The 12661-nt window shown below is 60.5% G+C and carries 12 protein-coding genes; 7 read left to right on the top strand and 5 right to left on the bottom strand.

Annotated features, from left to right (window positions below; genetic code table 11):
• The first annotated feature begins 110 nt into the window (after positions 1-110).
• Together DWB85_RS01665 and DWB85_RS01660 are read left to right on the top strand one after the other, a co-directional pair.
• Positions 111-1250, top strand: coding sequence for an aromatic ring-hydroxylating oxygenase subunit alpha (locus tag DWB85_RS01665; RefSeq protein ID WP_162845968.1), 1140 nt, complete (start codon positions 111-113; stop codon positions 1248-1250).
• A gap of 107 nt (positions 1251-1357) precedes the next feature.
• Positions 1358-2596, top strand: coding sequence for a cytochrome P450 (locus DWB85_RS01660; protein ID WP_117952464.1), 1239 nt, complete (start codon positions 1358-1360; stop codon positions 2594-2596).
• Positions 2597-2625: 29 nt separating this feature from the next.
• On the opposite strand, the gene DWB85_RS19930 is transcribed toward DWB85_RS01660, so the two are convergent.
• Positions 2626-2913, bottom strand: a complete 288-nt coding sequence (locus DWB85_RS19930; protein ID WP_117952463.1) for a type II toxin-antitoxin system RelE/ParE family toxin — start codon at positions 2911-2913, stop codon at positions 2626-2628.
• 2 nt (positions 2914-2915) lie between these two features.
• A complete protein-coding gene (locus DWB85_RS01650) occupies positions 2916-3155 on the bottom strand; it encodes a CopG family ribbon-helix-helix protein (RefSeq protein WP_117952462.1) in 240 nt (79 codons plus the stop codon).
• 317 nt (positions 3156-3472) lie between these two features.
• On the opposite strand from DWB85_RS01650, the gene DWB85_RS01645 reads away from it, so the two are divergent.
• The gene (locus DWB85_RS01645; RefSeq protein WP_117952461.1) at positions 3473-4474 is read left to right on the top strand and encodes an AraC family transcriptional regulator; all 1002 of its coding nucleotides are present in this window, start codon (positions 3473-3475) and stop codon (positions 4472-4474) included.
• Here DWB85_RS01645 and DWB85_RS01640 read toward each other — a convergent pair.
• Positions 4419-4991, bottom strand: a complete 573-nt coding sequence (locus DWB85_RS01640) for a 2,4'-dihydroxyacetophenone dioxygenase family protein (protein WP_205422641.1) — start codon at positions 4989-4991, stop codon at positions 4419-4421. The two genes, DWB85_RS01645 and DWB85_RS01640, sit on opposite strands and share 56 nt — an antisense overlap.
• A gap of 186 nt (positions 4992-5177) precedes the next feature.
• Between DWB85_RS01640 and DWB85_RS01635 the strand changes: the two genes are divergently transcribed.
• The 4 genes from DWB85_RS01635 (at position 5178) to DWB85_RS19380 (ending at position 9684) form a co-directional block, all read left to right on the top strand.
• Positions 5178-5294: a dihydrofolate reductase gene (locus tag DWB85_RS01635; protein ID WP_117952460.1), complete on the top strand. Its 117-nt coding sequence runs from the start codon at positions 5178-5180 to the stop codon at positions 5292-5294.
• 126 nt (positions 5295-5420) lie between these two features.
• On the top strand, positions 5421-6767 hold the full coding sequence (locus DWB85_RS01630; RefSeq protein WP_117952459.1) for a succinylglutamate desuccinylase/aspartoacylase family protein: 1347 nt from the start codon (positions 5421-5423) through the stop codon (positions 6765-6767).
• A 440-nt stretch (positions 6768-7207) separates the two neighbouring features.
• On the top strand, positions 7208-9148 hold the full coding sequence (locus DWB85_RS01625) for a metallopeptidase domain-containing protein (RefSeq protein WP_117952458.1): 1941 nt from the start codon (positions 7208-7210) through the stop codon (positions 9146-9148).
• Between the two features lie 77 nt (positions 9149-9225).
• Positions 9226-9684: a hypothetical protein gene (locus tag DWB85_RS19380; RefSeq protein WP_133300540.1), complete on the top strand. Its 459-nt coding sequence runs from the start codon at positions 9226-9228 to the stop codon at positions 9682-9684.
• A 237-nt stretch (positions 9685-9921) separates the two neighbouring features.
• On the opposite strand, the gene DWB85_RS19925 is transcribed toward DWB85_RS19380, so the two are convergent.
• A complete protein-coding gene (locus tag DWB85_RS19925) occupies positions 9922-10728 on the bottom strand; it encodes an endonuclease/exonuclease/phosphatase family protein (protein WP_117952457.1) in 807 nt (268 codons plus the stop codon).
• A 327-nt stretch (positions 10729-11055) separates the two neighbouring features.
• The gene (locus DWB85_RS01615; RefSeq protein WP_117952456.1) at positions 11056-11598 is read right to left on the bottom strand and encodes a hypothetical protein; all 543 of its coding nucleotides are present in this window, start codon (positions 11596-11598) and stop codon (positions 11056-11058) included.
• Positions 11599-12661: the final 1063 nt, after the last annotated feature.

Genomic DNA, 12661 nt, shown 5'->3' with positions numbered 1-12661 from the left:
GGGGCACTGCTTGCTTGAAAACCGCGAGTGTACCCCAGGGCTTGACCTCCTACCAGTTGGTAGGTAAGGTTGTTACCTACCAACTGGTAGGAAATGCTGGAGGCAGCACAGTGGACAAACAAACGCAGGTCGAATTGCTGGACGAACTGGTCGCGCTCCACGCGAGCAAATCCCCCTTCCTGGACGAGCACTGGGTCAAGGTAGACACCGAGCGCTACACCTCGGCCCCGGTATTCGCCCGCGAGCGCGAGCGCATCCACCGCGGCCTGCCGCAGATCGCCGCCCACGTCTCCGCGCTGCCGGAGCCGGGTGCCTTCGTCACTGTCGAGGTGGTGGGCTCCCCCCTGCTGCTGACCCGCGACGAGCAGGGTGCGGTGCGCGCCTTCTACAACGTGTGCCGGCACCGCGGCGCGCAGCTGGTGCCCGAGGCAGCGGGCTGCAAGCAGCGCTTCAGCTGCCCCTATCATGCCTGGACCTGGAACAACACGGGCGAGCTGATCGCCGTGCCCCACGAAAAGTCCGGCTTCCCCGGCCTGGACCGCGCCGAGCACGGCCTGCATGCCCTACCCTGCGAGGTACATGCCGGCTGGATCTGGGTCAACCTGGCAGAGGGCGCCCGGGACATCGATGTGGCGCAACACCTGGGGGCGATGGCGGCCGACATGGAGGCCCTGCAGGCCCAGGCGCATAGCGTGTTCGCCAGCGCCACCCTGGATATTCCGGCCAACTGGAAGCTGCTGGTGGAGGGGGGGCTGGAGGCCTATCACTTCCGCGTTGCCCACCGGGATACCATCGCGCCGCTGTTCCTGGACAACCTGTCCTCCTACCGCAGCTTCGGCCCCCATATACGCTCCATCCTGCCGCGCAGTACGCTCCCGGAACTCAGTGACCTGGAGACCAGTGAGTGGTCCCTGGGCGAGCACGCCAACGTGCTCTATACCCTGTTCGGCACCGCCCAGTTCCTGGTGCAGGAGGATCACTTCATCTGGATCCAGAGCAGGCCGCAGGACGCCGGCAATACCCAGCTGGTGCTGAACACCATGGTTCCGGTGGCGGACAACACTCCCGAGCGCCAGGACTACTGGCAAAAGAACCACGAACTGACGGTAGCGACCCTGATCGAGGACTTCGACCTCGCCGAGGGTATCCAGCGCGGCCTGGCCAGCGGCGCCCGGCAGCCGCTCAATTTCGGCCGCTTCGAGGGCGCGCTGGAGGTGTTTAACCGCACGGTGGATGCCTATATCGACTGATAGCCCAGCGCCACGCCAGTGGCCAGGTCAGGCCCGGGCTGCCGCGCTGGCATTTCAGCGTTCAGCGGCTAGTATCAAGTGACTACGCGTTTGCCAGAGCCGTCGCCATGAATACAGCCCTTGACCTGCCATCCGATCCCTACCAGCTGGCGCTGTCCGAGCTGGACCCGGCGATACCCCTGCTGTTCCAGAAGCAGTATCACCTGGATTATTTCAAGCGCCTGCGCGATGAGGACCCGGTGCACTTTGTCGAGGGCGGTGACTTCGGCCCCTACTGGTCGGTCACCCGCTACCAGGACATTGTGTTCGTGGATTCACACCACGAGCTGTTTTCTTCCTACCCCTCCATTGGTATTGGCGAGCCGGAAACCGACTTTGAGCCGCCGATGTTCATCGCCATGGATCCGCCGAAGCATGACCAGCAGCGAAAGGTAGTGCAGCCGGCGGTGGCGCCCCAGCGCCTGCAGGAGATGGAGGCCCTGATTCGCCGCCGGGTGGTGGAAGTGCTCGATGAGCTGCCGCTGGGAGAGCGCTTCAACTGGGTCGACCGGGTGTCCATCGAACTGACCACCCGGATGCTGGCGACCCTGTTCGATTTTCCCTTCGAGGAGCGCCGCAAGCTGACCTACTGGTCGGACGTGGCCACCTCCGGCCCCAACGTCGGTGGCGACCGGTCCGAGGAGGAGCGCACCGCCATCATGATGGAGTGCCTGGCCTACTTCAATGAGCTGTGGCAGCAGCGCGCTGACCAGCCCGGCGGCACCGATTTTATCTCCCTGCTGGCCCACGACCCGGCGACCAGAAACATGGAGCCCATGGAGTACCTGGGCAACCTGATGCTGTTAATCGTTGGCGGCAACGACACCACCCGCAATACCATGAGCGGCTCGGTGCTGGCCCTGGACCGGTACCCGGACGAGTTCGCCAAGCTCAAGGCCAACCATGACCTCATCCCCTCCATGGTCTCGGAAGTTATCCGCTGGCAGACGCCGCTGGCGCATATGCGCCGGGTCGCCACCGAAGACGTCGAACTGGGCGGCAAGCTGATCAGCAAGGGCCAGCGGGTGGTGATGTGGTACGTGTCCGGTAACCGGGATGAGACCGCCATAGAGCGCCCCGACGAGTTTATTATCGATCGCGCCAACCCGCGCAAGCACCTGTCCTTCGGCTTTGGTATTCACCGCTGCATGGGCAACCGCCTGGCGGAACTGCAGCTGCGGATATTGTGGGAGGAGATCCTCCGGCGCTTCGCGCGGATCGAGGTGGTGGGCGAGCCGGAGCGGGTGCACTCCAATTTTGTGATGGGCTACTCGGGCCTGCCGGTGGTGCTGCACCCGGTCAGTTAGCGACCGCTTGTGGGGAGCAGTCTGCTTTCCTATTCAAACTGCTCTGGCCACTTCCGGGCCTCATGGAAAACACTGAGAATCTGGATATCGCCGTCTTTTAACCGGTACGGCACGACATAGGGCAGACCTGGAATGACGAGCTCCATTGTTCCCCGCACACGTCCCGATCTGCCCATTCTGGGGTGTTCCTGAAGCTGATTGACTGCCTTGCGCACCCTCTGTGCGACTTCCCAGGCCGCACGGCGGTTGTCTCTGGCGATGTGGTCCTGAATGCTCTCCAGTGCCCACGCCGCCGGCTCAGTCCATACGATTCGCACAATCAGCGGTCTGCGTATTTGTCAAAAATTCGCTCCATTTCGGTGTCACTGGCAAAGTGATCCTCATCCGCCGCTTTTATGCCTTCTTTCGTGCGCTCGATTTGCCAGGCATGTAATTCCAGTAGTTGATCAATCGCCTGGTTGACCAGGTAATTGCGAGACCTGTCCAGTTGGCTTGCCAACCTGTCCAGTTGCCGTACTTTTTTGGTTTCAGACCGGATTGTGAATGCCTCGGTACCCATCGCTCACCTGCCTTTATGGTTCAATATGGTTCACAGAAGTTCGCTTGTGATCATAGCATGGTTCTTGAATACTGGTTCATGGCAAGAAACCGACTATCACGCGCCTGGATAAATCAATTTCGTGGTGCCGCGCACCGGGTCAATATCCACCGCCGCCTTGCTGACGCTGTAAATGAGAGGCATGTCCGCCGCCTGGGGCAGGAGCCAGCTCTCTATCCAGTCGTGCCAAGTCAGCCGCGCAGGTTGTTATACTCTTGATCAATCGCGAAGCGGTGTTGATTTTTCACGAAAGCGGGCGAGCTCCCGGGTGGGCTGTTATGTTCCTGGTACGCAGCGGTGCAATTGATGGCTATGAGAAGCTGGTCAAGCGACTGGGGGCGAACCCCAATGCCCTGCTGGCCGAAGCGGGCCTGAGCCCGGCCCAGCTGCGCAACCCCAACCACTATATTGCCTACAGCAAAATGGCTGAGCTGCTGGAGCTCAGCGCGCACCGGCTGGACGAGCCCTGTTTCGGCCTGTTGATGTCCCAGCACCAGAGCTCCTCGGTGCTGGGAGACCTGAACATGGCCGTGTTCCGCCAGCCCTCCGTGCGCGAGGCGATCGAGGAGGCCAACCGCAACCTTTACCTGCACGCCCGGGGCGTGAGCCTGGACATAAAAACCCGGGGCGAGAACTGCGAGCTGGCGCTGGCCTTCACCGTGTTCAGCTCCCTGGGGCTGGACCAGACCCTGCAGTTGAGCGTCGGCCAGCTGGCCAGTTTCCTCGCCGACCTGTTGCAGCTGGACCAGCCGGGCTTTCCCATTGTGTTGCGGCAGCCGGCGCCGGATATGGATGACTCCCGGGTGGACAGCGCGCTGTTGTCGCGGGTGCGCTTCAGCAGTCCTTTTGACGGGGTGCGCTTTCCCGGCAGCTGGTTGCAGCGCCAGCCCAACTTCGATGAGGGCAGCGTGCGGGAGCACCTGCAGGCCTACCTGGCGACGCTGCAGGAGCGCTACCCGGATAATCTGAGGAACCAGGCCCGGGCAATCATTGGCCAGTTGCTTGCAAGCGGCGAGTGCAGCCTGGAGGTGATTGCCGCCACCCTGGATATGCACCCGCGGGTGCTGCAGCTGCGTCTGCAGGAGGAGGGCAGCAGCTACGGCGAACTGCTGCGGGAGACGCGGCTGGCGCTGGCCGAGCAGCACCTGCGCCACAAGAGCCTGTCGGTGACGGACCTGGCGCTGAAGCTGGGCTATGCCGAGACCTCGATATTCAGCCGCAGCTTCAAGCAGTGGACCGGGCTCTCGCCCCGGCAGTGGCAGCAGCGCCACCTGGAGTGACGCGGGGCAGGGCCTGGCTTGAGTAGCCGGCATTCGCGCCGGGCTTGATGTATTTCGGCACGCCCAGGCCCTGGGCTTTGGCCGCTTCCAGCACCATCATCTCGATCCAGCCGGCATCCATGATATTGATGAAGTTGCCGTCCTCATCGAAATTCACGTTGCAGCCGTGGATGACCATAAAGCCGTCTGCGCCCTCGCCGTCGGCATCGGTGGCGAAGGTGTGTATCGAGCCGCCCGGCTCGTACAGGTAGCAGCCCGCGGTTTGCGGCTGGTCGGGATACTCCAGGTAGTGCCAGCTGCCGGCGGTGGTGTAGAAGTGCACCGTGCCGGTGTGAAAGTGCCTGGGCAGGACGACACCCGGGTCGAACCTGGCGCGGATCACCCAGACCCCGTTCTCGGCGTCCAGGAACAGGGGCCAGATGTGCACGCCAGGCAGGGCGTTCTCGACCAGCGGCAGTTTGCTGGTGTCCAGGGTCAGCAGGAAGTCCTGGTGATTGATCGGTTCGGGCAGTGCCATGACAGTATCCTCGTGTTGTTATCGGCTTACGGTGACAGGATCAGCTGTAACTGTAGTAAAGCGCCGGGGGGCGGAACTTGGCCTTTCCCGAAGCAAAGTTGATAAATCACGAATGGCTCCTGCCCTCCGCTGGTGACTGGTCAGGCGCTGCCTTACACTGCCTGGCCACTGCCAGGAGCCCGCAAGATGAGAATCGCCCTGATTTATGCACGATCGCAGAATTACTGCATCGGCCGTGACGGCCAGTTGCCCTGGAATCTGCCCGACGAGTATGCCCACTTCGTAAAGGCTACCCGCGGCTGAGGCAGTAACGCCGGTGATTGTGTCCCCCGGCAATGCCTGTAGGATGGGCACTGGCAGCGTCGCCACAGCGCCTGCCACCAGTGCTCACGGAATAGCCGCGCCGTCCCCGGGCGCGCAAGGGATACGATGTCGATAATCGCCAGAACCGACGCCTCGATACTTTTGCTCACTGTGCTGCTCGCCCGGGCGCCGGCAATACCGGCGACGGAGGAGGAGTCTGCACCGGCTCCCGCGGCCAGCGTGGAACAGCTGCCCCAGGCGGAAAGCGTCGACCTGGAGGACCCGGTGCCCGTGGCAGAGCCGGAGCCGGCGGTGGAAGCAGCGCCTCCCGCAGTGGAACCGGCACCACCGGCAGCGGAAACCGCGGCCGCACCGCCGCTGGTATTACTCGGCCGGGAGGTGCGCCCCGGCACCGCCACCCGCCTGTCCTGGTCGCCGGCCCAGTCTTTCGAGGGGCTGGCCAGCCCGACCCCGGTGCTGGTGGTGCACGGCGCCAAACCCGGGCCGGTGCTGTGCCTGACCGCGGCGCTGCACGGCGACGAGATCAACGGCATCGAGATTGTCCGCCGGGTGTTGTACGCGATAGAGCCACAGGACCTCAGCGGTTCGGTGATCGGCGTGCCCATCGTCAACATGCAGGGCTTCCAGCGCGGCTCCCGTTACCTGCCGGACCGCCGCGACCTCAACCGCTATTTCCCCGGCTATGAAAAGGGCAGCGCCGCGGCGCGTATCGCCCATTCCTTCTTCAACGAGGTCATCCAGTACTGCAGCGCGCTGATCGACCTGCACACCGGCTCCTTCGACCGCACCAACCTGCCCCAGCTGCGCGCCGACCTGTCCAACCAGGCGGTACTGGACCTCACCCAGGGCTTTGGCGCCACCACCATTCTCCACAGCGCCGGCGCCGAGGGTACCCTGCGCCGCTCGGCAACGGAGCGCGGCATTCCCGCCGTCACCGTGGAGGCCGGTGGGCCGGTGCGCCTGCAGGAAGACGCCATTCGCCACAGCGTGAAGAGCGTCAAAACCCTGATGAACCATCTGGGCATGGTCGACACCCGGCGCAACTGGGGCGCCCGGGAGCCGGTGTACTACGAATCCCGCTGGGTGCGCGCCGATTCCGGCGGCATTCTGCAGAGCGCGGTGAAACTGGGCGAACGGGTTGACCAGGACGAACGGCTGGGCACGGTAATCAACCCCATTACCAATGTCAGCACCGACATACTCTCGCCCTTCCCGGGGCGGGTGCTGGGCATGGCCTACGACCAGGTGGTAATGCCCGGCTACGCCGCCTACCACATCGGCATCAACGCGCCGCTGGAAGAGCTGCCCATCGAGGAGCCGGACGCGCCGGTCGACACTCCGCCGGAGCAAACCGAGGCTGAGCCGGCCACGGAGTCCCCCGCCGACGACGACGTCGAGGAGGACCTGCAGGCACCGCAGGAGGCGCCGGTGGATGAGCCCGAGTTTGATTAGGACAACTCTGGTCAATGTCATTCGGCGATTAATGTCATTCGGCGATTAATGTCATTCGGCGGTTAATATCATTTGGCAGTTAATGTCATTCTGGCGCACGCCAGAATCCACAACTCATTGACTTGTCTGGGTCCCGCCGGGCCGGCACTGCGAACGCCAAACAGGTAATTGATCAGACATGCCCCCCGGTGGCTTTTTAGACGCCTTGGCCCGAAAACCTCGAGAAATCACCAGAAAAGGCTGGTCAACCCTGCTTAGCAGCGATAACTATTGAATCCTGCTGACGGGCAGGCCGGCGCCAGCGCCGGGTCAAAATTTGCACGCCGTCACAGATTTGTACCCCGCGGTTTATTCCCCGGCGCGGGCCGCCAGGGTCATGACAGGGGCCGCTATTTCCGCAGGCCAGGGGCAACCGCAAAACACAAGCGAGTGGTGCAGACATGAAAGCAACAATACTCTCCACGTTACTGGGCCTTGCTGCCATTCAGTTCACCGTATCGGCGCAGGCCGCGCCGCCCAATGGGCTGCCGGAAAACGCCAGGGTTGAGCTGAGCGGCACCCTGCAGGTGTTTATCCGCGAGGACCTGCCGGCGCAAACCGCCGCCTACGAGTACTACCTCGAACGGGGCCAGGGCAAGGCGCCGGTGAGGCTGATCTTCAATGGCAGCCATCCAGCCACCTTGCGCTCCGGCGTTGGCATTGCGGTCCGCGGCATGGTGCGCGAGGGCAATGTCGAGGTCACGGCGGCCAACATCGAGGAAGGCGGCGACGCCAGCGGGGTGATGGCCGAATCCACCCAGGCCTTCACCCTGGATGCTCGCAGCGCCCTGGTGGTGATTGTCAACGCGTCGGACGAAAGCCATACCAGCGAAGACCTCGGCAACATGGACAGCTACTACTTTGGCAGCGCCAACAGCATGGCAGACATGTACGACAGGATTAGCTTCGGCCAGCTGGCGATTAACGGCATTGTGGTGGGCCCGATTACCGTCAGCGAGACGGCGCAGGAGGTTTGTGCCGACCCCTTCGCCTATGCCAGCTCCTGGCTGGACCAGGCCGAGGGCGCATTCGGCATTGACCGCAATAACTACCGCCACCGCATCTTTGCCGTGCCCCGGGGCCTCTCTGGCGGTAGCTGTGGCTGGACGGGCTACGCCAACGTGGGTTGCGGCACGGCCTGCTCGGCGTTCAACCGCTGGAGCCACGACATCAACACTACCAGCCATGAGTTCGGCCACAACCTGGGCCTGGCCCATGCCGGTGTGGGCAGCAACCAGTACGCCGACATGTCCAGTTTTATGGGCTACTCCACCACCAGTGGCGTGCGCGCGCTGGACAGCGCCCACCACTGGCAGCTGGGCTGGTTCGCAGATATCGATGCCGCCACTACCCAGCGCATCCAGGGCTCGGGGAGTTACGACATTGCGCCCCTGCGGGAGATAAGCCCCGCGGGCAACGCCCCGTCGATTTACCGGATTGATGTAGCCAGCGGCGACCCCTACTTCCTGTCGGCCCGGGTGCCGGAGGGCTACGACACAGGGCTGGCCACCCTCAACAGCGCGGCACTGAATGGCGTCAATATCCATCGCTATGCCGGCTCCGGCTATGACCTGACCGACCGCGTGGCGCAGCTCGATAACGGCCAGTCCTATACCGACAGCGTCAACAACCTGACCATTACTCAGCTGGCGCGGGCGGCGGATGGCACCGTGACCGTAACAGTGGACATGGGCGAGGGCGAATGTGTGCCGTCGGCGCCCGGCCTCTCGGCGAACCCGACGTTCGGTACCGTCGGCCCCGGCGACAGCTATGACTTCCCGGTCACCCTGGTCAACAACGACAGCGGTTTCTGCGACCCCAGGACTTTCACCCTGGCCACCGACCAGGGTGGGCTGTCAGCCACCAGTGTGAACCTCGCTCCGGGTGCCCAGGGCGGCAGCCTGCTGACCCTGGTGGGCGGCGCAAGCTCCGGTGACACCGTGGCCTCGGTGTCGGTGGCCGGCGAATCAACGCCGCCGGTGGCGGTAATGCTCACCGTTGACGCCACCGCGCCGACCATCAGTGGCCTGATCGGCAGCTACGAGCGCAAGGGCAAGAACCATCGCATCCAGCTCAGCTGGAGCGGCAGTGATGATTCAGGCAGCGTGTCCTACGCGGTATTACGCAACGGGGCACAGATAGCGACCACCGGCCAGGGCAGCTATACCGACAGCCTGCCAAAGTCGCCGGATGCCTCCTACGCCTACCAGGTGCGCGCGGTGGATCCCTTCGGTAACGAGGCCCTCAGTGCAACCATCGACGTGGCCACCAGCGGCGGCGACGATGGGGATGGCGGCGGTGGTGGTGACAAGCCGTGCCGGGGGAAGAAGTGTGGTAGTTGAGGAGTGGCTGCTCGCCAGGGGACGTGAGCTACTGAGTGTTACTTATTTCTGCGCATTTTCGCTAAAGGTAGTTTGTCGTGTGGTTTGACAAAGGAAAACTCTGGTTAGGAAGGCACAAGGTATTAGATGTCTTTGTAGTTATCGAGAAAAGCGAGGTTGAACGAAAGGCCGACTATAATATAGATGCTTTTTACTTAGATGATTTAGAGTTTCAAAAATGCAAAAGAGATTTTCTCAGGGATAGAATTGTTAGCGTGGCGCGGAGTGAAATTCCTGAAAACCTCGATACGTTTACTAAAGAATACTGGCGCAAGAAACACCAAGCCATTGAGGCTAACCACAGTGCGCATCTAAAAAAACTTGGCTTAGCTTCTACGGGAACGAGGCCACGATCTAAACAGCATCCGATTCGCGTCACACATTGCTGGTCATGTACTAGAGATTTAGATTCAACGATAGATTTGGAGTGTTGTAGTTGTGGATGGATTTTATGCCGTTGCGGTGCCTGCGGTTGTGGTTACAAGAAAATACTGTAGTTAAGTTAGCCTGCTTTATTCTTATCAGTCTGTAGGCAGAAGCAAAAATCTATATACTCAATTACGCATCTTGCACACTAATACCTGGCTCCAACAATGAAGTTCCTGAATCACTCCACCGACGCTGCTATTCTTGAACTCACCCGCCATGAGTTGCACCAGGTCAATACCTCGCCCTGAGATTGAACAGGTAAGTGGCTTTCAATGGTAGAGCGCGATTTCTAGAGAGATTTTGCCTTAGTCGTTCACTTTTATCTCAATTCGACAATGATCACTCGGTCCCCAGTCATCAATCTGGTTTTTGGCTTCAGTCGACAATTTGGACTTCAAGCTGGGCGAGCAGAAAACGAAATCAATCTGTCGCGTTGCGCCCCCCAGATCTCTCTGACGTGGATAATAGGTTGGTACATCTTTGCTTCCCTCAGGCAACTCGTCAGGCCAGGGTGATGCTTGGCGACCCTGCGGATACTGCGGCCCAGCAAATTCCAACCCGATAGTTTTAGCCCGATCAAAAACTGAGGTGTAACGCCTTCCCCAATATTGGCTTCTGTTCTCGCCGTATCGATTCAGGATATTGAAATCACCGGCGACAATTACCCTCTTTTCGCTCCAGGTAGCCCATGATAGATCGCTGAGTAGTCTATGTGCTGATCCGTCCGAGAATATTTCGGATGTTCCCTGCATACGCTCCCAAACGGAATAGCAGGAACACAGTAGAATTGGATCCAGTCCCGGTTTCGATACTCTGGCCGCTGCGATAGTCCCTCTACGGGAGACTGGGAAGTCGTCGCTATTGGCCAACTCTAGAGGCCGACACTGCACCCATTCAACGTCAACTTCCTTGGATAGTCGCACGATTGCAGTTCTCCAAGGTCTACGAATCGCACCTGCGGTCGACCATTCCCCTGGGCTGATATCTGAGTCGTCAAGCAAGCCCGCTGGCGGTGGACCAGCTTCTTGGACAAGTGCGATATCATATTCACTGTCTCGGAGAACTCTCCAAGCCTGAGTCTGCCGATTGATGTTCCAGCTGACTATTTTCATCGGATAACCCACCCTGTGCTTTGATCGGAATTGAATACCATTATTGTAGAGTGGGCTCTAGGTCATACACGGGGTACACCGGCATTCACTAAACTGATTTTGCGAAGATCGCTTAATGGAGAGAACCCCCATGTCCCAAGCAGGAATGATTATAGGCATACCTGGCCTGGCGGTCATACAGGATCGCATGATCAAGCGGCTATAAATGCCTGTCTCGGAAGAGCGAGCCGTGCTGCGCAAACCGAGAATTTCCGCGGAGTTGACAAATTGCGCAATAGCAATGCGCCTCCCAGCCCTCAAGTTGCCAGCGTGTCGGCCTGAGAAAACCTACGCCGCCTTCTCCTCCGGCTGCAAATCCGCCTTCAGCCCCTCAAGCTCCTGCTCCAGTTCCTGCACCTTCCGCTCGGCTTTCAGCTTCTCCCCCTTAATCTGCTTCAGTGAAGTCTGCAGCAGCTCATTGGCCCGGGTCTTCTCCGCCAGTTTCTTCTTGTTCGCATCCAGGTTCTTCTTCATGCGCCTGGGGTCGTACTGGCTCAGTTCCTTGAGTTGCTCGCGTTCATTCGCCAGATCCTTCTGCAGGGCCTTTACCCGCTGCTTCAGGGTAGCGATCTGCTCCTGCTGATTCTCGCTGCGATTGGTCAGCTCACGGTTTTGGTGCTCCACCTTCTGGTTGTCGGTGGCCTTGGTAGTGAGTTCCTGGATGGTTTCCAGTTGCTGGTCGATAGTCGCCTGCAGTTGTTCCTGCTGCTCCGCCTGTGCCTGCTTGACCTGCTCCAGCTCGGCCTGGGCAGCTTCGAGCTTGCCCTCGTACTCGGCGCGCAGGGTCTCTTCCAGTTCGATCACTTTTTCAAGTTTGTTGATGCTCAGCATTCAGTGTGTCCTGTCTTGGTGCTTGCTGCGGTGAGCCTCCGACTTATGGCTGTCCGCTGTTACCTGTCCCTGGGGCATGGTCGGGTGATGTAAGGGTCTATAACTCGTTGAAAATTTGTGGTTCTTGATAACGAGGTACCAGTGTAAGATGGCCCGCCCGAGAGGATTAACCTACAACACCCTAAGGGGTGTTGCGGCCCTGCGGGCTCGCCTGCGGCTCGGTTCAAATCGCTGGCGCGATTTGTCGAACCTGGGAGAACCGAATCTGGCCCTCAGTCAGGCGATCTTACAAAAAACCCGGCGCGAGGCCGGGTTTTGTGCAAGATGGCCCGCCCGAGAGGATTAACCCACACCACCCTTTGGGGTGTTGTGGCCCCGCGGGCTCGCCTGCGGCTCGGTTCAAATCGCTGGCGCGATTTGTCGAACCTGGGAGAACCGAATCTGGCCCTCAGTCAGGCGATCTTACAAAAAACCCGGCGCGAGGCCGGGTTTTGTGCAAGATGGCCCGCCCGAGAGGATTAACCCACACCACCCTTTGGGGTGTTGTGGCCCCGCGGGCTCGCCTGCGGCTCGGTTCAAATCGCTGGCGCGATTTGTCGAACCTGGGAGAACCGAATCTGGCCCTTGAGCAGGCAGTTAAATAAAAATGCCGGCACGAGGCCGGCATTTTTATTTANTCGCTGGCGCGATTTGTCGAACCTGGGAGAACCGAATCTGGCCCTCAGTCAGGCGATCTTACAAAAAACCCGGCGCGAGGCCGGGTTTTGTGCAAGATGGCCCGCCCGAGAGGATTAACCCACACCACCCTTTGGGGTGTTGTGGCCCCGCGGGCTCGCCTGCGGCTCGGTTCAAATCGCTGGCGCGATTTGTCGAACCTGGGAGAACCGAATCTGGCCCTCAGTCAGGCGATCTTACAAAAAACCCGGCGCGAGGCCGGGTTTTGGGCTCTTCATCATTAACGGGGGACACCGATGTTCATTAAACTGAATTTGCGAAGTTCGTTTAATGGAGAGTACACCGATGTCCCACGCAGGATTAATATTAGGCCTTCCGGAGTTGGAGG

The sequence above is a fragment of the Seongchinamella sediminis genome (genome assembly GCF_003457605.1).
GTDB lineage: Bacteria > Pseudomonadota > Gammaproteobacteria > Pseudomonadales > Halieaceae > Halioglobus > Halioglobus sediminis.
This window is presented reverse-complemented; position numbering and strand designations above follow the sequence as displayed.

Coding starts and splice junctions, on each gene's coding strand:
- DWB85_RS01625 (WP_117952458.1), top strand. CDS start 7,208: ATGAAAGCAACAATACTCTCCACGTTACTGGGCCTTGCTGCCATTCAG.
- DWB85_RS01635 (WP_117952460.1), top strand. CDS start 5,178: ATGAGAATCGCCCTGATTTATGCACGATCGCAGAATTACTGCATCGGC.
- DWB85_RS19925 (WP_117952457.1), bottom strand. CDS start 10,728: ATGAAAATAGTCAGCTGGAACATCAATCGGCAGACTCAGGCTTGGAGA.
- DWB85_RS01630 (WP_117952459.1), top strand. CDS start 5,421: ATGTCGATAATCGCCAGAACCGACGCCTCGATACTTTTGCTCACTGTG.
- DWB85_RS01645 (WP_117952461.1), top strand. CDS start 3,473: ATGTTCCTGGTACGCAGCGGTGCAATTGATGGCTATGAGAAGCTGGTC.
- DWB85_RS01660 (WP_117952464.1), top strand. CDS start 1,358: ATGAATACAGCCCTTGACCTGCCATCCGATCCCTACCAGCTGGCGCTG.
- DWB85_RS01640 (WP_205422641.1), bottom strand. CDS start 4,991: ATGGCACTGCCCGAACCGATCAATCACCAGGACTTCCTGCTGACCCTG.
- DWB85_RS01650 (WP_117952462.1), bottom strand. CDS start 3,155: ATGGGTACCGAGGCATTCACAATCCGGTCTGAAACCAAAAAAGTACGG.
- DWB85_RS01615 (WP_117952456.1), bottom strand. CDS start 11,598: ATGCTGAGCATCAACAAACTTGAAAAAGTGATCGAACTGGAAGAGACC.